This is a genomic window from Phycisphaeraceae bacterium, from assembly GCA_019454185.1.
GTDB lineage: Bacteria > Planctomycetota > Phycisphaerae > Phycisphaerales > UBA1924 > JAHBWV01.
Window position 1 is genome coordinate 2098715 of sequence record CP075368.1, and the last position, 22556, is coordinate 2121270.

Below are 22556 nucleotides of genomic sequence, written 5' to 3' on the forward strand. Positions count from 1 at the left end.
CGCCGGGACGACCGGCTGAGGTAACCCCCCGATCCCACGGCCCCGGAGCACACGCTCCGGGGCCTTTCGCTTTTGCACCCCTTCGCGCCCATCGATCCGATCTCTACATCACCCCATGCCACCGGCTCGAACCACCCCGCCGCCCCCACGCAAGAAGCGCCCCGCGCCACACGACGACCTGCCCCGCGCCCTCGCCGCGGAGATCGATCTCTTCTTCACCTACATAAGAGTCGAGTGCGGCTTCAGGCCCAACACGGTCGCCGCATACGGACACGACATCCTGACGCTCGCCCGCGACCTCGTCTCCCGAGGCGTGGGCTCATGGAGCTCCGTCAACGGGCGCATGCTCTCCGAGCACCTCGCCTCGCTCCACGCCATCCACAACATGGAGCCCTCCAGCGTCGCCCGCCACCTCGCCACGCTCCGCGTCTTCTTCCGCTTCCTTCACGCCCGCTCCGTCATCGCAGAGGATCCCACCTCGCTCCTCGAACGGCCCACGCGCTGGAAGAAGCTCCCGAACGTCCTCTCGCCGAAGCAGATGCGGGCCCTCGTCGAGGCGCCGAGCCCCCCTGCCCCCAAGCCCGATACCGAGCAGACGCCCCGCGCCCTCCGCACATTGCCGGAACTCTGGATGCGCGACCGGGCCATGCTCGAGCTGATGTACGCCTGCGGCCTGCGGGCCAGCGAGACCGCAGACCTTCTCCTCACCGACTGGGTGCCGACGCTCGGCATCATCCGCGTGCGCGGCAAGGGCGAGAAAGAACGGATCGTCCCCGTCGGCGAGCACGCCATCATCGCGACCGAACACTACCTCGAACACTGCCGCCCGCGCCTCGCCAAGCCGGGCGCGAAGGACAAGGGCCGGCTGCTGCTCTCGGTCAGGGGCCTGCCGCTGGAGCGGGTTGCGATCTGGCAGCTCGTCCGCAAGCACGCCAACGCCGCGGGGCTGCGCGAGGTCCACCCGCACATGCTCCGCCACTCCTTCGCGACGCACCTGCTGATGGGGGGCGCGGACCTGCGTGTCGTGCAGGAGCTGCTCGGGCACGCCGACATCGCCACGACCCAGATCTACACGCACGTGGACAAGACACGCCTGCGGAGCGTCCACCAGAAGTACCACCCGAGGGGATGACTAGACCACGCGGTCGCCCGCGCACGCTCGTCACTGGCCGATGGCCGTGCGCAGCATGACAAGGGCCTCGGACTGCGAGAGTCCATCGACCTCTACAACCTCATCCGCAAGGGCAAGGTAGAGCGGATCGCGCCGCGCGAGGATCCCCTCGAGCTCGTCGAGCACGCCCGAGCCGGTCAGAGACGGGCGGCTGGCGTTGTCCGCGCCGGAGAGGCGTTGGCGGAGCGTCGGCGCGGATGCGCGGAGATAGACGACGATGGCGCGTGCCGCTCGCTGCTGTTCGACGAGCATCTCCTTTGCGCCGGGTGCGGTCGGGGTGCCGCCGCCGAGCGCGAGCACGGCGCCGGGCGTCGCGAGGGCCTTTGCGAGCGCGAGGGTCTCGCCCTTGCGGAAGGCCTCTTCGCCGTCTTTCTCCCATGCCTCTGCGACGGAAGCGCGTGAGAGGATTCGAGGTGTGAGTTCGTCGAGATCGACGAAGGCGCGGGCGTTTTCGAGGGCGAGGGCCCTTCCGAGGGTGCTCTTGCCGCTGCCGCGCAGTCCGATCAGAATGATCGTGAGTTCCGCCGCCATCCGACCGAGTGTACCTGACTCTGCTCTGGAGAGCGGAGCCACCGCAAGACTCACGCGCGAGAGAGGTACGAGCCGTCGGCAGTCGAGACCTTGATCTTCTCGCCGGTCTCGATGAAGGGCGGGACGCGGGTCTTGAGCCCGGTCTCGCAGGTCGCTTCCTTCAGTTGGTTGGTCGCGGTCGCGTTCTTGATGCCCGGGGGCGTATCGGTGATCGTGAGTTCGACCGAGGCGGGAAGCTCGACGCGGATCGGGTTCCCGTCGTTGCAGAGGACGACCACCTCGGTATTGGGTCGGAGGTAGTAGATCGCATCGCCGACCAGTGCCTTGTTGAGGACGTGCTGGTCGTAGTTCTCGAGATCCATGAAGGTAGAGCCGGTGTTATCCGTGAAGAGGAACTCCATCGGACGCCGGTCGAGCTCAACGACCTGCAGGTCCTCGGTGGGCTGCATCCGCTTGTCGAGCTGCTTGCCCGAGAGAACCTCGCGGTATGTCAACTGAACGAACGCGCGAAGGTTGCCCGGCGTCCGATGCTCGATCCCGACCACCACGCAGAGCTTGCCATCCATGTTGAAACCGATACCCGGGCGCATCTCGCTGACCTTCATCGCAACTTCCCTCGAATCGCTTGCATGTTCGGAAACAGTCAGGGCAAGTGCCCCCGACCGGTAGGAGGAGAGTGTAGGCGATGCACCCCCGGCGATGCGCGGTGGTACGCTGAGATGCTGGCATCAGTCCAGGTTGACCGCCGGAAGCAGGAGGCGACACATGCGCGACGGAACCAATCGTCAGGGTGAGATGACCGGCGTGGATCGACGGGCGTTCATCGCATCGGCGTGCGCCATGGGTCTGTGGCTGGCAGCCGGGAGCAACGTCGCGAGTGCCCATGTCGAGCAGCCCCCCCGGACGCGCCCGGGCCGCGATTCGACCGATCCCGCACCGAGCGAGCCGACACCCGTTCCGCCGGGGTACTTCGCCTGGGCCGCGCTCTCGGATCGCGTCCTCTTCGCGCCCGGCGATGGCGGCAACGCGCTGCTCCTGCTCGCGCCCCGGGGCGGCGCGTGCGCGCTCGTCGATGCCAAGATGCCGTACGTCGCCACGACCCTCAGGCGAGAGGCCGAGCAACGCGGCGGCAAGATCGAGACCGTGATCAACACCCACCACCACCTCGATCACATCGGCGGGAACCTGGCGTTCTCCGCCGACACCCGGATCGTCGCGCACGCGAACGCAAAGCCGCGGGTCGCGCCGCAACTGGAACGGCTCCGCCAGTTTCTCAAGAGCGGCGTCCGAACCGTCAGCAACAGCGATGGCATCAACAAGGAGCAGGCGTTGAAGGACGCCGAGGCCCTCGCCGCCGCGGCGGACACGATCGCCGCGGACCGATGGGCTCCGACACAGACGTTCAGCGGGCGGATCAGTTCTGCGAATCTCGGCGCGATGCCGATCGATCTTCACCAGGTCGGGGCCGCGCACACGGATAACGACGTGATCGTCCACGCGCCGCAGCTCGACATCGTCCACATGGGCGATCTGCTCTTTCACAATCTCTATCCGTTCATCGATCGCGACTCCGGCGCGAACGTGCGCGACTGGATCAAGACGTTGAAGTACGCCAAGCGTCTCTGCAAACCGAAGACGATCGTGGTTCCCGGTCACGGCGAGGTGACCGACGTGAAGGGGATCGACGGGATGATCGAGTTCTTCGAGAAATCGATGGACTTTGTGCAGAAGCAGATCCGCCAGAAGAAGCCGCGGGAAGAGGTGGTGGCGATGACCGTTCCGGGCCAGGAGGAACGCGGCTTCGGGCACCTCCGCGAGATGGCGATGGGTGCGATGTACGACGAATTGATGGGGTGAGCGGAGAAGCTTGAACGCGATGTACGCGAAGAGGCGACTCGATAGGAAGCAATAGAAAGTTCAACGCGGAGGGCTGCGGAGGGCACGAAGATCGCGAGAAAGAGGATTCACCACGGATCGCAGACCCGCATGGGCGGGGGGCCACTGAGGACGCGGAGAAGAGGGCAAAAGGGGAATGTGAATGAGGCCAGAGCGCGAGAGCTTTTTGCGTCATCGCTTCATTGCCTGTGTGTGTCGATCAAGGATGATGATGGCTTGGATCCATCGACGGACCCGCTCGATGCCGCGCACGTGCGGCGGGATAAGCCCCACATGGTGGGTCATTTCCAGGCGTGCAAACACACGCTCGATCACGCGCCGGAGTGACAGCAGGCCCCTGCCGAAGCCCGTCATGCTCTGCTCCAGCATGTCGATGGCTCGACGGCGGTCCGGATGCGTTCCGGACCGCCGCACGCCGCGACCCACGCGGCAGTCCTTCCGCGGAACCACCAGTTGTCCGCCCTTGCACGCGCAGAGTTCATAGAGCTTCACGCTGTCGTAGTTCGAGTCGGCCAGCACATACCCGTTCAACTCCATGTCTCGCATCATCCGCTTGGCCATCACTGCTTCATGGCAGTGCATGGGCGTGAGACGCCAGGAGACGATCGAGCCCGCGAGATCGCAGATCGCATGGAGCTTGTAGCCGCGCAGTCCCCATGCGCCGAAGGTCGCGGTCCGGTCTCCGGAGTGCGAGGCGACGCGCAGGGCCTTGCCGTCAAGAGCCAGCACCAACGCTCCCGATGCAGAGACCAGATTCTCCGCCTCCGCCGCGGCAAGTAACGCCTGGACGCTGGTGGTTCTCAGCCGCCGGCTCATCCTGCTTGGCGAGGGCAATCGACCACGCCGCCACAACGGCCATGCATCGCGTCGGCACGCCCAGGAGGTGGGTCGTCGGTGCAAGACGGCCCAGAGAAAGGTCAGCACGATGTCCGCATCGGTGAAGGTGAAGCGACCGCCACGCGGGCTCCGATCCAGCTTCCGCACGCTCGCCGCCAACACCCTCCAACTCGCGTTGTCCATGCTCGGTCTCCTGTCTGGCAGCTCCACCAGTGGGACCGAGCATGGCATGAGCCATCAGATCGCGCAAGTCTCCACAATGGAAACACTTGGAACACATGGCGCAAAATGCTCGCGAGCGAGGGCGTCGCTGGCAGCACACACGCAACAAAGGCGTTCACCACGGAAGGCCACGGGAGGGCCACGGAAATGGCTCGCTGCGAGCGGGCAGGTTTAGGACGTGCATGGAGCGGGTGGTGATTCGGTCGGTTCCGGCGGAACTTCAAGGAACGCAGCGACTTCGGGCGGGAAGAGTGCCATGAACTCCGGCGGGAGCGGTGCGTCTGCGTCAACGTCGGAGAGGTCGATGCCGCGTGAGGCGGCGAGTTGTTCGAGGTGGGCGTTCAGGTCGTCGAGGGAAGAGGGAGAAGAGAAAGCGTTCTCAACGCGGAGGGCCGCAGAGGACGCGGAGGGATCAGAGGAACGCGGAGGGGAGGGAGAAGGGTCAGAGGGACGGAGGGGCAAAGGGGCAGGGGGAGAGGAGGAGGTCTCTACGCGGGAGTCCGCATCGTCCTTGAGGGACGATGCGGTGGGGAGGTCATGGAGAGCGCCCGCCGGGTGAACCGGCTGGTTTGGGAGTTGGGAACCGGGCGTAGAGGAGGTCCGCTCACGTGTGTTCGTGGTTCGGGAAGGCGAGCGCGATTCATCGAGCACTGGTTCCGGTTCGCTGTGCTGACCGGGAACCAGTGGCACCCGAACGGAGTGGACGCGCGCGAGGGCGAGGTGAGCGGCGTCGATGGGGACGATGCGTGAGAGGCGGTAGAGGTGGTACGCGGCTTTGCGGGCGCGCTCGGAAGCGCGGATGTAGTCGAGATCGCTCAGGTGGGTTGCGGGATCGGGCTTGGAGCGCGCGAGGGCGTGGAAGTCGTCGAGGATGCGGACAAGCACGCGCACGGCGGAGGAGAGGTTGAGGGATGAGGCGAGGCGCGTGTGCGTGCTTGCGCCGGTCTCCATCTCGCGGACGCGGGCCTGGATCTCCGGGCGCGCGAGCCAGAGCGTGAGCGCGGCGAGGGAGAGGTTGAACTGTCGCGCGACGGAGTTGAGGGAGCATTCGGGATCGGCGAGGGCGGAGAGGATTGCGTCGGCATGCGAGGAGAACGCAGAGGACGCGGAGGAATCAGAGGAACGCGGAGAGGAAGAGGGAGAAGGGGCGGAGGAACGAAGGGGCAAAGGGGCAGAGGGCGGAGAAGTCAGAGAGACACCGCTCTGGAGAGCGGTGCCACCGGGAGGGCTGCCGGCGGGGCTGGCGTGATCGGGGCGAGGTGTCGCGGTGGCCGCGGGCATGCGTCGAAGGTACGCGGCGGCGGAGGCGATGCAAGGGGGTGGTGGGCCGAAAGTGGGCTCTCACTGACAGACGTATGTCAGTGAGAGGAGCAGATTTTTGCGAATGTGGGATGGGGCGCCCCGGGGATCGGCGATGTTCGATGGTTCCAGAGGGACGGAGAAGGGGATTGGGGTCACCGGCCGCAACGAAGAACCCGGGCGTGCGCTCGGGGCCCCCTTTGAGTCAGTGCGATGAAGGAGGTGTCGGGGGGGGCGCCCGCGTGTTGATCAGCGTGCGCGTGGGCGTCGTTCGCAGCGGATGAGGCGGTAGCCCAGGTCGAGGGCATCGAGGGTCAGGAGGTGGCGGTTGCGGTCGGCCCAGCGACCCGTTGAGTGATCGGGGGAGAGGTCGGCGCGGAGCGCGGCGAGGCCGGGCTCCGGGTCGATGCGTGCGAAGCTGGAGATGCAGGCACGCTTCTCGGGATCAAGGTAGCACTCGGGCCTGCGCCAGTAGGCGCAGAGGAAGCCGTCGATGCAGTCGTGAGGGATGGGGACGGGCGTGATGTGCGGGGGGCCGATGGTGCGTTCGAGGAGTGTGGTGAGCGCGGCGGTGGTGGGGAAGATGGTGCGGTCGTGGGCGAGGATCTCGGGGAAGTAGTCGCGGGTGAGCCAGAAGGGTGAGGCGTCCGGCGCGTCGGGGATCCAGGTGAGGATGACGACGCGATGGCGCGCGACGCGGGCCATCTGGCGCAGGCCCTGTGCGGGGTCGGGCCAGTGGTGGATGGTGAGGATCGCCATGGCGGCGTCGAAGGAGTTGTCTTCGAGGGGGAGTGAGTCGGCGGAACCCTGCACGCAGGGGGCGGCGAGCGGGGGCGCGGGTCGCTGGCGGATCATGACGTCGGAGGGTTCGACGGCGAGGACGGTTCTGTCCTGATGTTTGCTCGGAGGTTCGTACGAGCCCGTGCCCGCGCCGACGTTTACGACGCTCGTGGCATTGCCGAGCGCGGCGTTGATCGCCTGGGCGATGCGCGGGTCGGGGCGACGGTGGCGGGCGTAGGCGTGGCCGATGGTGTTGTAGAGGGCCATGTGTTCCCCGGGCGCGGCGTGCCGCGCGAGAGGGCATGGTAGAGGCGGCGGGTCCGCACATGGAGGGGGCGTGGTCGCGAGGATGCGGGCGGATGCGAGAGGGAGAGGATGCGGCGCGGGCCGGATGAACCGGCCCGCTTGGGAGTTTTGAGCCGGGCCCGTGCGGGCCGCTCCACCAAGGAAGCCGCTGCGCGGCGGGTTTGGACCCAGGGCGCCGCTCGTGCCTTCGGCACTCGCTTGCCCTGGGCTGTGGCTGGGACGGCCCGTTGGGCCTCGCATGAAGAGGAGCAGAGAGGCCGAAGAGAAGCACTGAGAAGAAGCGTCGCCCTTGGCGACTCCCCGCGTTCAAAGGATGCCGCGGCGCGGCGAGCTTTCCACGGGCAGCGTTGCCCTTCGAGGCGGCCTCGCCCGTGGCCACATTCCGTCGGCCCGTTGGGCCGCACGGACAAGATGAAGGGAGCAAGGAGAGGCGAGTGAGACGAATGGAGGCGAAGTCTGTGGTTCGAGCACTGACCCACGCTCTATCGCGCGCCGACTGATTCGCTCCCGATCGCGGTGCTCTGTCCGAAAAGGAAGAGCCAGCCGCGTTCGCCGCGGACGCAGATGTGAACGACCTGGTAGCGCGCCTCGAACCGCTCTCCCCGGTAACTGAACTGCTCGGATGTCCGCAACGTGACCATGGCCACGCCTGCGGCGAGATGGTCGATTGCCTGGGATTCGATCAGTTGGGATTCAATGCGAACCTCGCCTTGGGCTCGGCTGTGGAGATACGCATCCCGGGACAAGTCGCGCCCCAACGAATCGACATAGCGGTACCGCTCGTGCAGGATCGCGGCCAATGCGGGGATGTCCATCTGGATCAACGCACGAGTCCGCTCCGCAACCAGAGCGAGAAGAAGGTCCGCATCGTTGGGCGTGGACATGGAAGGAGGTTAGGGAGCGTGCGCCCGGGACTGAACGGAGGAACACATTCAGTCGCCTTCGGCGACTCCAAGACGTTCAAAGGAACGCCGCGGCGCGGCAGGAGTGGACCCGGGCGATGCTCGTCGCTGCGCGACTTCGCTTGCCCCGGGCTCTGGCTAGAGCGGCCCGTTGGGCCTCAAGAGCGAGGCAGTGTGCGTGTAGGGGGATTGAAGAGCACCGAGATTGGGCCAGAGCGGCCAATGCGGTGGCACGGGCAAGGCAGTGTTGGGGCTACTGCCGCGGAGGAATGCCGGTCCCACACGCCGAAAGGGTGAGACACTTGGTGCTACTGTTGTACCCATGGTTTCTGATTCCTACCCGTGGAAAGCCGATCTTAAGCGTCGGGCGACTTGGCTCCGAAAGCAACAGCATGAACGGAGATGGTCCGAACCGGCACTTGTCCGTGTTGAACAATGCATCATGATCGGGTGCTATTGCATCCGTAAGCTAGTGGAGGCGAAGTTACTCACGGATCGAGTTGTGAAGCGTCCCGTTCCACTTGTGATTTACCCCACGACGGGCAAGCCAGTCACGCTGATGAACTGGCACAAGGTCGACCAGTTGTATAACTTTGAGAAAGGACAATCGCAACCTCGTCAAGTGGGCTTCCTGTGTAACCAGATGATTCACAGCTATGTGTTCGTGTGCGGATTCAACTCCCGCAATGGCTTGAGCTTCATTCTCTTCAGCTCCGACTTCGAGCGAAATAAGAACCTGTACCAAGTATCCGTGCGGGCACTGGCGAACCTTTTTGACGCTGTCGCACGCGATGGTGTTTGGTCAAGCCACCTCGTTCTCGAGATGACCCAAGACGGTGCGGTGAAAGACTACAGAGTGAGGAATCGGTAGTCATACTTAGTTGTTTTTAGAATCATGGCGCACGACCTGGACCAGTGTTCCGCAGGACGTCGCCTTACCTCTCCACACTCACCGTCACCTGCGCACCCTTCGGCTGCTTCGGCGCTTCGATGTGGAGTTTCTTGGCGCGGTGTTTGGACCAGTCGGTGACCTGGAGGTCGGGGCTGTCCGCGCCGGTGTGGGCGCGGAGGATGTCGTAGGTGTTGTTCCGCTGGGCGGGGGTGAAGCCCGCGTCGCGGATCAGGCGGCAGAGGACGGCCTCGTTCAGGCAGTACGTCGTGCCCGCGGATGAGACCACGTTCTCTTCCATCATCACCGAGCCCATGTCGCTCGCGCCGTACATCAGGCCGACCTGTCCGACGTGCGGGCCCATGGTCACCCACGAGGAGCCGATCGAGTAGATGTTGTCGAGCATCAGGCGGCTGGCGGCCTGCGTGCGGAGGTACTCGGTCGCGCCGGCCATGCGGACACGCCGGCCGAACTCGGCAGCGCCGGGGCCGAGGTCGCGGTAGTCGACTTCATCCCCACCCTTTCCATCTGCGGCCCGGCCCCAGTTGAACGCACGCGCGACAATGTCACCGGGGAACTCGGCATCGAGTTCGCCGGGATTGGAACCCCAGTCTTTCACCCGGCCCAGGGGTGTGTTCTCGCGCTGGAAGGGCCAGGAGATGAAGGCCTTGTAGTGGCCGCCGGGGGTGACGCGGCCTGTGGCGGGATCCTCAACGCCCGCGCCGAACTCGAGGATGGCGCGGTCCTGCCACTCGCGGACGAGCTTCATGTGGTGGATGCGGTCGGCGTGTCCCTCGATGTGGCCGAACATCATGGTTGCGCTCGTGAACATGCCGAGGGAGTGGGCGACGTACATGCAGGTGAGCCAGGACTCTGCGTCGCACTTGCCCAGGCCGATCTTGCGGCGGACGGGCGTGGCGAAGATCTCTCCCCCACCACCCGGCAGCGAGTCGAGGCCTGCTTCCTTGAGCTTGGTCATCATCCAGCGGACTTTGGCCTCGAAGGTTGAGCCGGGGGGATTGAAGAAGTGGACGAACTCGACGAACTCGGGGGGGCTGAAGGCGTGGATGTGGATGTGTGGGAAGCGGGACTTGATGGAGTGGAGGAGGTTGAGGTAGTAGTCGAGGGGGAGGTCGGGGTTCATGCCGCCTTGCATGAGGATCTGCGTGCCGCCGATGTCGGAGAGCTCGGCGATTTTCTGGTGGATGGTTTCGGTGGGGAGCGTGTAGGCGTCGTGGTCGTCGGCATCGCGGCGGAAGGCGCAGAAGGTGCACTTGGCGGTGCAGACGTTGGTGTAGTTGATGTTGCGATCGATGATGTAGGTGCGGAAGGTGTCGCCGTGGAGGGTGCGGGCGCGGGCGTCGGCCCAGCGGCCGAGCGTGTGGAGGGGTGCGGCGCGCAGGAGGTCCAGGCCCTGGTCGGGGGTGAGGCGGGCGTGGCCCTGCGCGACGGCAGCGAGCAGGCCGGCGTCGGTGGCGGCGAGGTGAGGGTGCTCGGGGGGCGGGGTGTAGACGACGGGCTTTGAGTTGGTCATGGGCGGCTCCGTGCTCGCACCGGTTTCAATGATTCCTGAAAGGATAGGAAGAGAAGAGGGAACTCACCACAGAGGCACAGAGGACACAGAGAAGAAATGGACTTGGTGGTAGGAAGGGATAAGGAAGAGGGGCAAGAGCACTGGTTCCGGCCGCAGAGCCGACCGGGAACCAGTGGCAACCGAGGAAGAAACGGCGCGGAGTGCGGACTGAACCAAAGGCATGATTACACCTGGGCGTCGGCTTTGCGGACGGCATCGCAGAAGGCGTGGATGAGGGCGGGGTCTTTGACGCCGGGGGCGGATTCGACGCCGCTGGAAACATCGACGGCGAAGGGGCGGAGGATGCGGATAGCGTCGGCGACGTTATCGGGGGTGAGGCCTCCGCTGACGATGAGGGGGAGGTCGAGGGCGTCGGCGTGTGGCTTGAGGGCGGACCAGTCGAAGGAGGTGCCCTGGCCTCCTGAGGAGCCGTCGACGAGGATGGCATCGACTTCGTTGATCTTGGAGAGGCGGGCGAGGTCTTTGGCGATGGTCGCGGCGTCGAACTTGATGGCTTTGATGAGGTTCGGGCCGCACTGCTGGATCAGTTGGTCGGATTCGTCGCCGTGGAGCTGGACCATGGTGGTCGGGCAGGTCTCTTCGGCATCGCAGAAGAAGTCGAGCGAGGCGTTCTTGAAGAGTCCGACGGTGGAGAGGAATGGCGGGAGGGAGGCCTGGATCTCGAAGGCCTCGTCGGGGGTGATGGCGCGGGGGCTGGCCTTCACGAAGACGAAGCCGATCGCGTCGGCGCCGGCGTTGGCGCAGGCGATGGCGGAATCGATGTCGCGGATGCCGCAGATTTTGATTCGTGTGCGGGGCATGGGGACCTCAAAAGAGCAATGGAAAATGGTCAAATGGCAAACTGAGGCATAAGGCAACCGACGGGAAATCAGCCGAGTTCGGCGAGGAGTTGGCGGGCGAGTGCGGCTTGTGACTCGTCGCGGAGGTTGGGGAGTGCGTCGGCGATGAGGCGTTTGGCGGCGACGGGATCGTTCAGGTAGCGAGCGCTGACGAGGCCGAGCATGAGGCGGACTGTCGGGGCTTCGCCGTCGGCGTTGTAGGCGTCGAGGAAGCGCTGGTAGGCGATCGAGGCGGTGGCGTGCTCGCCCTGCTCGAAGAGGCGATTGGCGATCTCGTATTGGCGCTCGCGCGGGAGTGTGACGGCGTGCGAGAGGTGGCCGAAGGTGCCGAGGAGCGAGCGGTAGGCGGTGATCGCTCCGGCGTGGTCGCCCTCTGAGAGTTTGCCGAGCACATCGGCGCGGGCGAGGGCGATGGCCTCGGACTGGGGATCTGGGGGGCGGGCGGCTTCGATGCGGGTGTGTTTCGCGGCACGGAATGAGGCCTCTTTGATGGCGCGCCGGCGCGAGGCCTGCTTGCCGAGCGAGAAGAGGTCGAGCCCCTCACGCTTCACGAGGCCGCTGGCCATGCAGATCGAGGCGACGACGAATCCGAAGAAGTACCCACCGAGGTGGGCACCGACGGCGGTTCTTCCCGCGCCGGTCCCCAGTTTGAGGAAGTCCCAGGTGATGTGGAAGAGGATGAACATCCAGGCCGGGAAGGTGAGGACGCCGATCAGGATGAAGAAGACGAAGATGCGCACGCCGCTGCGCGGGAACATGACGAGGAACGCGCCTGCGACGGCGGAGATCGCGCCGGATGCGCCGACCATCGGGTGCGGGCCTCGGAGGCCCCACTCGGCGAGCCCGGCGAAGATCGCGCCTGCGAGGTAGAGGGCGGTGTAGCCGATGCGTCCGAGGCGGTCTTCGACCGGGGGGCCGAAGACGAAGAGGAAGAGGCAGTTGCCGGTGAGGTGGAGGAAGCCGCCGTGCATGAAGGCGTAGGTGATCCATGTCCACCAGGGGCTGACACCCGGCTGGAGCGCGAACGCCCTGCTGACACGTTCTGAGCCGCCGTCGGAGAGGGCTCCGTAGACGAGTTGTGCGGCGGCGGCGGCGATGGAGATCCCCAGCATGACGTGTGTCACGAGGGGTGGGCGTCGGAGGTGGACATCTGAGCCGAGCGGGATGAGCACGGTCGATGTTATTCGCGGGCGGGGTGGGTTGTCGGGGTGTTGTGGGTGTGGGTTGAGGGGGAGGGGTGCGAATCCGGATGTGTGCGGGTTTCGATTCGTGCGGAAGGTGGCTCGTGACGGGTCACTTTCCTATAGTCGGCTCCTTGCGCCAGGTGTGGCGGTCCGATGTGCGGCCGGTCTGGGGCGGGATTGAATCACGATCGAGGACTGGCGAGCATGAGCACCTTCGCGAAGGGCCTGGAGGGCGTTGTTGCCGCGGAAACGCGGATGTCTTTCATCGACGGCGAGAAGGGCATCCTCGAGTACGTGGGCATCCCGATCGATTCGCTCGCGCGGAACTCGACGTTTGAGGAGACGGTGTTCCTTCTGTGGAACACGCGTCTGCCGAACAAGGCGGAACTGGATGGGCTGAGCAAGCAGATCCGGAGCAGGACGAAGCTTCCCCCGAAGTTGATCGACATCATCAAGGGGATGCCGAAGGACGCTCAGCCGATGCACGTGCTGCGGACGGCGGTGTCGGCCTTGTCGCTGTTTGATCCGAACCCCAACGCGACGGACATTCCTTCGGCGCAGGAGAAGGCGCTGAACATCCTGGCGCAGATCCCGACGATCATCGCGGCGTTTGATCGGTTTCGGCGCGGGCTGGAGATCGTGGAGCCGCGGACGGACCTGACGTTCGCGCAGAACTTCCTGTACATGCTGAACGGGAAGGAGCCGACGGAGGCGATGGCGCGGGGGTTCGACATCTGCATGATCCTGCACGCGGACCACGGGCTGAACAACTCGACGTTCACGGCGCGGGTGGTGACCTCGACGCTGAGCGACATGTACTCGGCGATCACGGCGGCGATCGGTTCCTTGCGCGGCCCGCTGCACGGCGGGGCGAACGAGGAAGTGATGGAGATGCTGGGCGAGATCCCGTCGATCGACGCGGTTGAGCCCTACATCATGGGCAAGCTCGCGAAGAAGGAACGGATCATGGGCTTCGGGCACCGCGTCTACAAGACGATCGACCCGCGGGCGACGTTCCTCAAGACCTTCGCCAAGCAGATCGCCAGCGACACCGGCAATCAGAAGCTCTACGAGATGTCCACAAAGATCGAGCAGATCATGGCCCGCGAGGTCGGTGCGAAGGGGATCTACCCGAACGTCGATTTCTACTCGGCGACGACGTACCACTCGATCGGGCTGAAGCTGGACCTGTTCACGCCGATGTTCGCGATGTCGCGCGTGAGCGGGTGGGCGGGGCACTGCATCGAGCAGTTGAGCGACAACCGTCTGTACCGGCCAGCGGCGAAGTATGTCGGGCCGCACGATGCGCCGTATGTGCCGATGGAGAAGAGGTAAGCTGGCGTTGGACCTGAGTTCGGAGACGCCTTGACGGGAACAGTCTTGACGGACACGTGACGACTGCGCTATTGCTGTTTCCAAACGGCATTAAGCACTGTACAATGGTCTGACGTCTTGCTGGACCGTCGCCCGGAGGCTGGCCCTTGTTCACTTTCCATGTCGAGCATTTAAGACGATTCGATCAACGGCAATCCCTAGCCGTACGGCCGATAACAATTCTTGTTGGCGAGAACAGTTCTGGGAAAACATCTCTTCTAGCAGCACTCTTTGCGGCTTTACGTCAGCGCACAATACCATTCCAGTTCACGTTCAATAACCCTCCCTTTGAGATGGGTGGCTACTCTTCCATAGCGACATATAAGGGAGGGAAGTTTGGCAGGTCTCCCTCATTCTCAATCGGGTTCAATCTCGCATTGAACAAACAAGAGCACCAGTGGATTTGCGAGTTCCGAGATGTAGACGGCATTCCTTATCCATCACACATTACAATTAGATCGCCGACCGGAAGCCTGTCGGTAAGAGTTGATAGTGGCTCGTCTCTTAAGGCAGATATTTCGCTCAATGGCATTAGTAAGTCACTGTCATTTGATGCGTCTCAGGCAAGTCGTGAATCTATTTCAATACTCGACCTGTGCGTCAGAAAGCTATTCACGGATGACAAGGGCGCCCCAGGCAAGCTCGCTGAAATGCTGCTGACAACGGCAGATGGACAAAGACTTGTTAATCCTTTACGACACGTGCCAACGGTCCTCGCTTTAGCTCCCATTCGCACTAAACCAGAGAGGACTTACAATAGACTCAGCGATGCTCCGACACCCGAGGGCGACCATATCCCCATTATTTTGGCTCGCTTGCTTGGACCGAAGAGACTTTCTGATGAAGCTTCGACCATCCGAGAGCAGCTCATCGCGTTTGGATCAGAATCCGGATTATTTAAGGACCTTAAACCTCGTGCATTGGGCGACAGCGCCAATGATCCATTTCAGTTACTCGTAACCACGAATGGACGGCCTGCCAATCTCGCCGATGTCGGATACGGTGTGAGCCAAGCACTTCCGATCGCCGTGCAGTGCTTGATAGCCCCCCCAAAGCAGATGCTTATCGTGCAGCAGCCCGAAGTGCATCTGCACCCCCGCGCGCAGGCCGCGCTTGGATCTCTGTTTGTGCGACTCTCGCAATCTGAGAAAAAATCCTTTGTAATAGAAACGCATAGTGATTATTTGATTGATCGCGTTCGACAACACATTAAGCGCGGTGACATCCCGGTGTCTGAAGTCTCGATTGGCTACGTCGAGATGAATGGGATCGTTTCTACAATACATCCAATCGAAGTAGACTCGCATGGAAATATAACCGACGCACCGCCCAATTATCGAGAGTTTTTTCTCGATGAACAGTTTGGTCTGTTTTATTGAGGTGCGACGATGGTGTTAACGATCATCGACGCCAATAGCATTACCCTTGTACTGGGTGATGAACCACATGCATCGCACAAGCCGGTCCTATTTGCACTTGTTAGCCGACCCGCCCGAGCAAAAATCTGCATTGGTGGCTATCTTGTTCAAGAGCTTGAAAAGACATCTATCGCGTGGGGACGTCTACTTGAACTTGAGCGCGCGGGTCGTGTGAGACGTGTGCCCGCAGAGAAAGTGGATAAGGAGCAGGTAGTTGTAGAGCAGTTGCCTATCAAATCTGACGATCCACATATATTGGCTCTCGCCCGTGTCTCAGGAGCCCGTGTACTCGTTACGAATGATGTTGCTCTTACAAATGATTTCAGGGATGTCACGATTGTTCCATCGCCGCGTGGTCGTGTCTATCGTGACCAGCGACATTGCAACCTCTTTGGATTAGACTCAAAGACAAAGTTCGATTAGCGACTTGTTACACAGGGCTACGGCTGTCACGCCAGATTGGACTTCTTGGTCTGTCTCTTTTCCATTGATGACGCCCGCTCGTATTACCTGCATCACCAAGCCTGCCGGCCGATCTGTTTCGTGCGCGCTGCTCTTTACACATGTCAGATCGCACGCGTTCCAAGCTGTTCAGAACGGCACCTTGCTCTCGCAGCGTTCGGGGCGGCGATTCTCGGGATCGATGAAGGCGAGGACTTTGGCGTGGAGGAGCATGCGGGGGGAGGAGGCGAAGCCGTCGCCGTAGAGGGTGTCGCCGACGATGGGGCAGCCGAGGCCGCCTTTGCCGCCGGGGGCGGTGGCGTAGGCGGCGTGGACGCGAAGTTGGTGGGTGCGTCCGGTGATGGGCTCGAAGTGGACGCGTGTGCGCGGTCCGATGGCGGGTGTGGTGTCTGTGGCGGGGTGTGCGGGCTCGCGTTTGAGGACTCGCCAGCGCGTGACGGCCTCGCGTCCGTGTTCCCAATCGACCATCTGCCAGGGGCGGCGGTCGATGTCGGGGCGCATGGGGAGGGAGATGGTGCCGGAGTCCCCCACCACTTCGCCCATGAGGACGGCTTCGTAGGCCTTGGTGACGGCGCGGGCCTCGAACTGGCGCGAGAGGTGGCGGTGGGCGTCGGGGTCGCGGGCGAGGACCATGAGGCCGCTGGTCTCCATGTCGAGCCGATGGACGACGAATGGGCCGCTGGCCTGCGGGACCAGGGCCTTTGCGCGGCGTGCGACGCAGTCCTGATTGTGCTCGCCCTTACCGGGGACGGAGAGCAGCCCTGCGGGCTTGTCGACGACGACGAATCGCTTTGAGATGAGGATGAGTTTGAGTTCGCCGCTGATGGGCGCGGGTGTGGCCGGAGGCGTGGGTGGTTGCGTCGGTGGAGGAGTTGGCGGTTGGGTGGCCATGTGGTGGGTGTCGTGGTCTGACCCGGGGCCGGGGTCGCGCTAACCTTCACTTTGACGCGCTCAATCTACGCATCCTCCGGCTTCGACGCCAGTTGCCGGCATTCTGAGGGGCAAGCGACATGAGTGGATTCGATGTGATCCGGAGTGTGTGTGCGGCGGCCTCGCTGGGCGGCGTCTGCCTGTTTGCCTCGGGGCTTGGCGGGCCGTGGGATGCGCTTGAGGGTCCGATTCTGACGGGTCATGTCCGGCTGACGGATCCGGCGCGGTTCTCGAAGGCGGGGGAGGCGTATTTCAGCCCGGATGGTAAGCGGATCATCTTTCAGGCGGTCGAGGTGGGCGAGCCGTCGAACGCTCCTTACTCGATGTATCTGGCGGAACTGGTTCGTGGGGAGACGGGTGAGATTGTGGGGCTGGCGGAGCCGGTGCGGATCAGCCCTCCGGGTTCGGCGAACACGTGCGGGTGGTTCCACCCGACGGATCCCGCGCGGGTGATGTTCGGCTCGACGCTTCGGCCTCCGAGGGTTGATGAGGCGCCGGGGTTCAAGGTGGGTCAGAGCCGCTATGTGTGGGCGTTTCCGTCCGACATGGAGGTGTGTACGTGGACGGTGCCGGAGTTGTGGATCCGGGCGCACGGGGGGTGGCCGGGCGAAGATGCGCCGGGGGATTGGAATGAGCCGCGGGCGTTGTTCACGCGAGAGGGGTATGACGCGGAGTGCACGTGGTCGCCTGATGGGCGGCATGTGCTGTACGCGCGAGTGGAGCCGGCGGAGGCGGATGAGAACGGGGTGTTGCCGCCGCCGGATGCGGATATCTGGATCTATGACACGCTGACGCAGGAGCATGTGGCTCTTGTTGCGGAGCCGGGGTATGACGGGGGGCCGTTTTTTTCGGCGGATGGGAGGTGGATCTGCTATCGATCGGACCGGGCGCGGGACGACCATCTGCAGATCTATATCGCGGAGTTGGCGTATGACGGCGGGGGCGCGATCACGGGGATCAAGAGGGAGATCGCGCTGACGGCGAATGAAGCGGTGAACTGGTGTCCTTACTGGCATCCGAGCGGGCGTTTTCTGCTGTACGCGACGAGCGAGCTGGGGCATGACAACTACGAGATCTTTGCGATCGACACGGATCCTGAGGCGTCGGTCAAGAGCCGCGTGAGGGTTCCGGTGACGCGGACGCCGGGTGCGGATGTGCTTCCGGCGTTTGATGCGACGGGTGAGTGGATGATGTGGACGAGTCGGCGGCAGCTTCCGGGGGAGACGGGTGCGGGTTCGACGCAGTTGTGGGTTGCGAGGTTTCGTGCGGCACCGCTTGAACAGAAGCTGATGATGCCGGATGATGGTGCGCCGGTCTCGAACTGAGTCGGCGAGTTGCGGAGTTGGCAGCCGGAGCGGGGCGCATGTTCGAACCGGACGATTTTGGGATGTCAGCCGCGGCGACGCTCGCGCACGTGGCCGATCCGACGCCGAGCCGTCACCATGTGCCGTTCTGGAAGTCTTGGGTGCGTGCCGTGGAGGCGGATCGGCCGGTGTTGCGAGCGGTGACGGGGCCGTTGCCGGACCCCGCGGACGGAACGGCGACGCATGAGTTTGCGAGTTACCGGCATGTGCGGATCGGGTGCCGCCTGGTTCGGCCTGTTGATGGTGTGGTTCGCGCGGGGCTTGTGAGTTTCCATGGGTACGGTGCTCCGATTCCGCTGTCGCAGGAGGATGAGCAGTGGGCTGAGTTGGCGGCACGCGGGGTTGCGACGCTGGCGATCCGTGTGCGCGGGTTTCCTGGGTCGATGGTGGACACGGGGGACTGGACCTCGCACTCGTGGATCACGCGTGGGCTGGATGTGCCGGTGAGCGGCGTGGGGCCGGATGGGACGGACACGACGCACTCTGACATGATGGCGTGGTCGATGGCGCAGGGGGTTGCGGACGCGGTGAATGCGTGCCGCGTGATGCGTGCGTGGCTCGGGGCGGGTGTGCCGTTGTATGTGCGGGGCGAGTCTTTCGGGGCGGCGTTCGCGGTGATCGCGGCGGCGCTTGCGGCGCAGCATCCTGAGCTTGGGTATGGGATTGATCGATTGCAGATCGGGCTGCCGACGATGGGTGACTGGCGGTGGCGTCTGACGAGCGACCGGGCGAGGCGCGGGGGCGGGACGCAGCGCGAGATCGTTGAGTTGCTGACGCGTGAGGCGTCGCGGGCGGAGGATCTGAGCGAGCGGCTGCGCGTGTGCGACACGGCGATCCACGCCCAGAGGGTGAGGTGCCCGGTGTTGTGCAAGCTGGCGGTCCGCGATGAGGTTGTGCCCGCGCCGGCGGCGGCGGCGGTCTTCAACGCGATGTATTCCGCGCCGGGGTGCAAGTGGAGGTTCGTGACGCCTTACGGGCACTTTGACGGTGGGATCCGCAACGCGAGGCGCCACGCGCTGTTCGACCGGTGTGTGACGGACTTCCTGGACCCGGCGGCGGAGCCGATGGAGTCGATGCTGCGGTGGGAGCCGATTCTGGGGCGGGGCGAGCGGGCTCCGTGAGGGCTTCGCGGGCGGCTATTCTCTGACATGATTCAATCGCTTCGGACGTTGCTCGCGGGGCTGATCGACTATGCGGGGCTCTTTCCTCCGGCGAAGCTGGAGATGGGGCCTGCCGCGGAGGCGTTTGCGCGTCATCTGCGTGGCGAGCACGAGTTTGCGCTCGGGCGGTTCATCTGCCCGGTGTCGCGGCTGGAGGAGTTCTCACGCGCGGCGGCGGTGCTGATGCCGGGGACTTTCGCAACCAGCGGGTACCGGGAGTACGCGGAGAGCACGCGGGCGTGGGCGGTCTCGGCGATTCTTGACTGGCCGCTGCCGGATGCGTTCGAGCAATCGCTTGATGCGATCGATGCGTTCAACGCGCACCATGCTGAGGAGGCGAACGGGTTGGCGCGGATCGACACGATCGAGTTGAAGGTGACGCGTCCGAGCGCGATCGACGAGGCGCTGGATGAGTTGCCCGACGATCTGTTCCCGTTCTTTGAGTTTGATCTTTCGCAGGATTGCCGCGGGTTTGTCGCGGCGCTTGCGGGGAACGCGGAGTCGGGGGGTGCGGGGGCGAAGTTGCGGTGCGGGGGCGTGAAGCCGGAGTTGATTCCTGCGCCGGAGCATGTGGGGGATGCGCTGTGCGCTCTGGTGGCGGCGGATGTTCCCTTCAAGGCGACGGCGGGCCTGCATCATCCGTGGCGAGCGGTTCAGAGTCTGACGTATGAGGCGTCGGCGCCGCGTGCGGTGATGCATGGATTCGTGAACGTGTTTCTCGGGGCGGCGTTGGCGCGGGCGCATCGCCTGGATCGGGGCGTGCTGCTGCGGGTGCTGACGGAGGAGGATGCGCGGGCGTTCGTGTTCACGGAGGACCGGGCGTCGTGGCGTGACTTGTCGATCGACACGGCGTCGCTGGCGAAGGTGCGGGAGACGTTCGCGTTGTCGTACGGATCGTGCTCGTTCGACGAGCCGTTCGCGGATCTTGCGGCGAGCGGTCTTGTCTGAGTATGCTGCGCGGATGAATCCGCTGCTGATGATGTCTGCGATAACGGCGATCGGTCTGGGGGTGCTCGCGTTCGTTGCATGGAAGCGGCGACGGGCGCGGGGGCAGGCGTTCCGTTCGATCGCGATTCTCCGGCGATCGGCTCCGGTGTTGACGGAGGAGCGTCTGAGGGCGTTGGTGGAGCGTGCGCTCGGCGATGTGCCGGAGATCGTGATGCTGCCGGTGCCGCCCCGGGACGATGTCGCGAGTCTGTTCGCGTTCATGCGCGGGGATCTTGCGTTCGGGGTGATCTGTGTGCCACGGCCGTATGTTGATCCATCGATGCACGATGAGGTTCGTGCCTCGGTGGAGGATGAGATCGTGGTGCGGGGGTTGACGGAGCATAAGGCGTGGATCTCGGTGGATCACATGCGCGGCGGCGCGGAAGCTGCGGAGATCGACGCGATCATCGGGCGGGTGGCGGCGGAGCTGATCGACGAAGAGGCGATGCTTCTTTATGACGTGAGGCATCAGCGGATTGCGAAGATCAATGAGATGACGCGCGACATGCTGCGCGGTCCGGCACCGATGATGGTCTTCGGCGCGGAAGGCACGGAGGTTGCGATCGACGTGGATGACGCGGCGATAGAGGCGGCCAAGCGGGAGGCGCAGGATCGCTGGCAGGAGTTTCTGATCGCGTGGCACAATCGCGAGCCCGACGAGCACTTCTCCGTGAAGGGCCCCTTTCATGACGGGCGGAATACCGAGCACATGTGGTTGACGGTTGAGGACGCGAACGAGCAGGGAGTGAGGGGCGCGGTGGGGAACGTGCCGTCGGTGGTGAAGAACATCAAGGAGGGGGACCCGGCCTCGATCGCGTTTGCGGACGTTGAGGATTGGCTGATCGTTGAGCCGTCGGGAAAGATGCGGGGCGGATTCAGTATGGGCGCGATGCTGGCCCGGAAGATGGGATGAGCGGGGGCTGGTGAACGCGGCGGCGGCCTTCGCGTGTTTCAGGGGCGGCGATAGGCGCTGAAGTCTGCGAGGACGATGGCATCGCCACGGCAGCCCGTGATGCGGATGCGGAGTCGATCGGTGGTGATGCGTTCGGTGCGGAGGATGCGGCGCGGGCCGATGGTTGTGCCCTGCGCGAACTCGATCCACTGGCCGCCCGCCCAGTAATCGACGGCGAAGGACTCGATGCGCTGGCCGAGACGGATGTGCTCGCGGAGTTTGATGACGTCGATCGTGCGGCGTTCGGGGAGCGTGACTTCGACGGCGGCGGCGGTGATGCCGTCGGGTGTTGCCCAGTAGGTCTCGGGGTCGTTGTCGAGGAGGTTGGCGGGCGCGAAGCGTGCATCGTCGGCAGAGCGGACGGATTGGGAGCCGATGAAGGAGCCACGGAGGAGATCCTCGTCGAAGGTCGCGTCGAGGATGCGGCGGAACTCGGTGAGGGAGGCGATGTCGTTCTCGTGGATGAGGCCTCGGCGATCGGGCGGGATGTTGAGCAGGAGGTTCGCGCCTCGCCCGATGGAGCCGTACCAGATCTCGAGGAGCTGCTCCGGGGTCTTGACCTTGTCGTCTTCTGAGGCGTGATAGAACCAGCCGGGGCGGATGGAGACGTCGGCCTCGACGCCGATCCAGTGGGTTCCATCGGGGTCGCCGGTATCGAGGCCGTTGATATCCATGCCGGGCATGAGGTTGCCGGGGGAGATCGTCTGCCACGAGGTCTCCGCGCTGAAACCGTGCTCGTTGCCGACCCAGCGGCAACCGGGGCCGACATCGCTGAAGACGATGGCACCGGGCGCGAGGCGCTGGATCATGGCCCATGTGTCGGGCCAGTCGTAGTAGGTTGCTTTGTCGATGGTGCGGGTTTCGCGGGCGCCGCCGTAGTAGCCATCGCCGCCGTTTGCGCCGTCGTGCCAGACCTCGAAGACGGGTCCGTAGGTCTCGATGAGTTCGGCGAGTTGCGCGCGATAGACATCGACGTATGCGGGCGTGGCGTAGGTCGGGTGGTTGCGGTCCCAGGGGGAGAGATAGACGCCGAATCCGAGCCCGAGAGCGCGGCAGGACTTTGCGAGATCGCCGACGACATCGCCTGTGCCGCCTCGCCAGGCGGAGGACTCGACGGAGTGTGAGGTGTGAGCGGTGGGCCAGAGGCAGAAGCCGTCGTGGTGCTTGGCGGTGAGGATGAGGCCGGTCATACCGGCGTCACGTGCGACGCGTGCCCACTGGTTTGTGTCGAGTGCGGAGGGATTGAAGATGTCGGGGGATTCGTCGCCGTATCCCCACTCTTTGTCGGTGAAGGTGTTGGTGGTGAAGTGGATAAACCCGTAGAACTCGCGCTCGTGCCAGCGGATCTGCGCCTCGGTCGGAAAGGCGCCGACGGGAGCGGGCGGGGGTGTGAGCGCGAGAGCGGCGAGGATGAGTTGGATGGGCATGGCGCGGAGTGTACCGCGCCCGGTGATGGGCG

The 22556-nt window shown here is 64.3% G+C and carries 20 protein-coding genes; 9 read left to right on the forward strand and 11 right to left on the reverse strand.

The features are described from left to right. The first annotated feature begins 115 nt into the window (after nt 1-115). A complete protein-coding gene (locus KF838_08950; protein QYK46911.1) occupies nt 116-1132 on the forward strand; it encodes a tyrosine recombinase in 1017 nt (338 codons plus the stop codon). 30 nt (nt 1133-1162) lie between these two features. On the opposite strand, the gene KF838_08955 is transcribed toward KF838_08950, so the two are convergent. Both KF838_08955 and efp read right to left on the reverse strand, forming a co-directional pair. Further along, nucleotides 1163-1702: a shikimate kinase gene (locus KF838_08955; protein ID QYK46912.1), complete on the reverse strand. Its 540-nt coding sequence runs from the start codon at nt 1700-1702 to the stop codon at nt 1163-1165. A 50-nt stretch (nt 1703-1752) separates the two neighbouring features. Next, a complete protein-coding gene (gene efp / locus KF838_08960; GenBank protein QYK46913.1) occupies nt 1753-2307 on the reverse strand; it encodes an elongation factor P in 555 nt (184 codons plus the stop codon). A 160-nt stretch (nt 2308-2467) separates the two neighbouring features. Between efp and KF838_08965 the strand changes: the two genes are divergently transcribed. Next, complete coding sequence (locus KF838_08965; GenBank protein QYK46914.1) at nt 2468-3559, forward strand: MBL fold metallo-hydrolase; 1092 nt, start codon at nt 2468-2470, stop codon at nt 3557-3559. A gap of 210 nt (nt 3560-3769) precedes the next feature. Here the strand turns inward: KF838_08965 and KF838_08970 are convergent, their stop codons facing one another. The 4 genes from KF838_08970 to KF838_08985 all read right to left on the reverse strand — a co-directional run bounded on the left by KF838_08970 (nt 3770) and on the right by KF838_08985 (nt 7926). Then, complete coding sequence (locus KF838_08970) at nt 3770-4618, reverse strand: transposase (protein QYK46915.1); 849 nt, start codon at nt 4616-4618, stop codon at nt 3770-3772. Nucleotides 4619-4828: 210 nt separating this feature from the next. Then, the gene (locus KF838_08975; protein ID QYK46916.1) at nt 4829-5938 is read right to left on the reverse strand and encodes a hypothetical protein; all 1110 of its coding nucleotides are present in this window, start codon (nt 5936-5938) and stop codon (nt 4829-4831) included. A 267-nt stretch (nt 5939-6205) separates the two neighbouring features. Beyond that, nucleotides 6206-7003, reverse strand: a complete 798-nt coding sequence (locus KF838_08980) for a class I SAM-dependent methyltransferase (GenBank protein ID QYK46917.1) — start codon at nt 7001-7003, stop codon at nt 6206-6208. Between the two features lie 521 nt (nt 7004-7524). Further along, entirely contained in the window at nt 7525-7926 is a 402-nt protein-coding gene (locus KF838_08985; protein ID QYK46918.1) for a nuclear transport factor 2 family protein, read from the reverse strand. 520 nt (nt 7927-8446) lie between these two features. Between KF838_08985 and KF838_08990 the strand changes: the two genes are divergently transcribed. Then, nucleotides 8447-8815 carry a hypothetical protein gene (locus KF838_08990; protein QYK46919.1) on the forward strand — a complete coding sequence of 123 codons (369 nt, stop codon included), beginning with the start codon at nt 8447-8449 and terminating at the stop codon, nt 8813-8815. Nucleotides 8816-8879: 64 nt separating this feature from the next. Here the strand turns inward: KF838_08990 and KF838_08995 are convergent, their stop codons facing one another. The 3 genes from KF838_08995 to KF838_09005 all read right to left on the reverse strand — a co-directional run bounded on the left by KF838_08995 (nt 8880) and on the right by KF838_09005 (nt 12438). Then, the gene (locus tag KF838_08995; GenBank protein QYK46920.1) at nt 8880-10367 is read right to left on the reverse strand and encodes a radical SAM protein; all 1488 of its coding nucleotides are present in this window, start codon (nt 10365-10367) and stop codon (nt 8880-8882) included. 224 nt (nt 10368-10591) lie between these two features. After that, entirely contained in the window at nt 10592-11227 is a 636-nt protein-coding gene (locus KF838_09000; GenBank protein ID QYK46921.1) for a phosphoribosylanthranilate isomerase, read from the reverse strand. 68 nt (nt 11228-11295) lie between these two features. Continuing rightward, the gene (locus KF838_09005) at nt 11296-12438 is read right to left on the reverse strand and encodes a rhomboid family intramembrane serine protease (protein QYK46922.1); all 1143 of its coding nucleotides are present in this window, start codon (nt 12436-12438) and stop codon (nt 11296-11298) included. A 216-nt stretch (nt 12439-12654) separates the two neighbouring features. On the opposite strand from KF838_09005, the gene KF838_09010 reads away from it, so the two are divergent. Both KF838_09010 and KF838_09015 read left to right on the forward strand, forming a co-directional pair. Further along, on the forward strand, nt 12655-13785 hold the full coding sequence (locus tag KF838_09010) for a citrate synthase (protein ID QYK46923.1): 1131 nt from the start codon (nt 12655-12657) through the stop codon (nt 13783-13785). A 146-nt stretch (nt 13786-13931) separates the two neighbouring features. Then, a complete protein-coding gene (locus KF838_09015) occupies nt 13932-15203 on the forward strand; it encodes an AAA family ATPase (GenBank protein QYK46924.1) in 1272 nt (423 codons plus the stop codon). 630 nt (nt 15204-15833) lie between these two features. On the opposite strand, the gene KF838_09020 is transcribed toward KF838_09015, so the two are convergent. Then, nucleotides 15834-16595 (reverse strand): RluA family pseudouridine synthase, encoded by a 762-nt coding sequence (locus KF838_09020; GenBank protein QYK46925.1) that lies wholly within the window; start codon nt 16593-16595, stop codon nt 15834-15836. Nucleotides 16596-16714: 119 nt separating this feature from the next. On the opposite strand from KF838_09020, the gene KF838_09025 reads away from it, so the two are divergent. From KF838_09025 to KF838_09040, 4 genes are read left to right on the forward strand one after another with little or no spacing between them, the layout of a single operon-like run. Beyond that, nucleotides 16715-17959 (forward strand): PD40 domain-containing protein, encoded by a 1245-nt coding sequence (locus tag KF838_09025; GenBank protein QYK46926.1) that lies wholly within the window; start codon nt 16715-16717, stop codon nt 17957-17959. A gap of 38 nt (nt 17960-17997) precedes the next feature. Next, entirely contained in the window at nt 17998-19119 is a 1122-nt protein-coding gene (locus tag KF838_09030; protein ID QYK46927.1) for an acetylxylan esterase, read from the forward strand. A gap of 27 nt (nt 19120-19146) precedes the next feature. Further along, entirely contained in the window at nt 19147-20106 is a 960-nt protein-coding gene (locus KF838_09035) for a hypothetical protein (GenBank protein ID QYK46928.1), read from the forward strand. A gap of 13 nt (nt 20107-20119) precedes the next feature. After that, nucleotides 20120-21058 (forward strand): DUF2314 domain-containing protein, encoded by a 939-nt coding sequence (locus tag KF838_09040; GenBank protein ID QYK46929.1) that lies wholly within the window; start codon nt 20120-20122, stop codon nt 21056-21058. A gap of 38 nt (nt 21059-21096) precedes the next feature. Here KF838_09040 and KF838_09045 read toward each other — a convergent pair whose 3' ends face one another. Beyond that, nucleotides 21097-22524 carry an alpha-L-fucosidase gene (locus KF838_09045; protein ID QYK46930.1) on the reverse strand — a complete coding sequence of 476 codons (1428 nt, stop codon included), beginning with the start codon at nt 22522-22524 and terminating at the stop codon, nt 21097-21099. Nucleotides 22525-22556 lie beyond the last annotated feature (32 nt).

Bases quoted from the DNA above. Each gene is read 5' to 3' on its own strand.
- KF838_08950 (QYK46911.1), top strand. From the start codon at position 116: ATGCCACCGGCTCGAACCACCCCGCCGCCCCCACGCAAGAAGCGCCCC.
- KF838_08955 (QYK46912.1), bottom strand. From the start codon at position 1,702: ATGGCGGCGGAACTCACGATCATTCTGATCGGACTGCGCGGCAGCGGC.
- efp (QYK46913.1), bottom strand. From the start codon at position 2,307: ATGAAGGTCAGCGAGATGCGCCCGGGTATCGGTTTCAACATGGATGGC.
- KF838_08965 (QYK46914.1), top strand. From the start codon at position 2,468: ATGCGCGACGGAACCAATCGTCAGGGTGAGATGACCGGCGTGGATCGA.
- KF838_08970 (QYK46915.1), bottom strand. From the start codon at position 4,618: ATGGACAACGCGAGTTGGAGGGTGTTGGCGGCGAGCGTGCGGAAGCTG.
- KF838_08975 (QYK46916.1), bottom strand. From the start codon at position 5,938: ATGCCCGCGGCCACCGCGACACCTCGCCCCGATCACGCCAGCCCCGCC.
- KF838_08980 (QYK46917.1), bottom strand. From the start codon at position 7,003: ATGGCCCTCTACAACACCATCGGCCACGCCTACGCCCGCCACCGTCGC.
- KF838_08985 (QYK46918.1), bottom strand. From the start codon at position 7,926: ATGTCCACGCCCAACGATGCGGACCTTCTTCTCGCTCTGGTTGCGGAG.
- KF838_08995 (QYK46920.1), bottom strand. From the start codon at position 10,367: ATGACCAACTCAAAGCCCGTCGTCTACACCCCGCCCCCCGAGCACCCT.
- KF838_09000 (QYK46921.1), bottom strand. From the start codon at position 11,227: ATGCCCCGCACACGAATCAAAATCTGCGGCATCCGCGACATCGATTCC.
- KF838_09010 (QYK46923.1), top strand. From the start codon at position 12,655: ATGAGCACCTTCGCGAAGGGCCTGGAGGGCGTTGTTGCCGCGGAAACG.
- KF838_09020 (QYK46925.1), bottom strand. From the start codon at position 16,595: ATGGCCACCCAACCGCCAACTCCTCCACCGACGCAACCACCCACGCCT.
- KF838_09025 (QYK46926.1), top strand. From the start codon at position 16,715: ATGAGTGGATTCGATGTGATCCGGAGTGTGTGTGCGGCGGCCTCGCTG.
- KF838_09030 (QYK46927.1), top strand. From the start codon at position 17,998: ATGTTCGAACCGGACGATTTTGGGATGTCAGCCGCGGCGACGCTCGCG.
- KF838_09035 (QYK46928.1), top strand. From the start codon at position 19,147: ATGATTCAATCGCTTCGGACGTTGCTCGCGGGGCTGATCGACTATGCG.
- KF838_09040 (QYK46929.1), top strand. From the start codon at position 20,120: ATGAATCCGCTGCTGATGATGTCTGCGATAACGGCGATCGGTCTGGGG.
- KF838_09045 (QYK46930.1), bottom strand. From the start codon at position 22,524: ATGCCCATCCAACTCATCCTCGCCGCTCTCGCGCTCACACCCCCGCCC.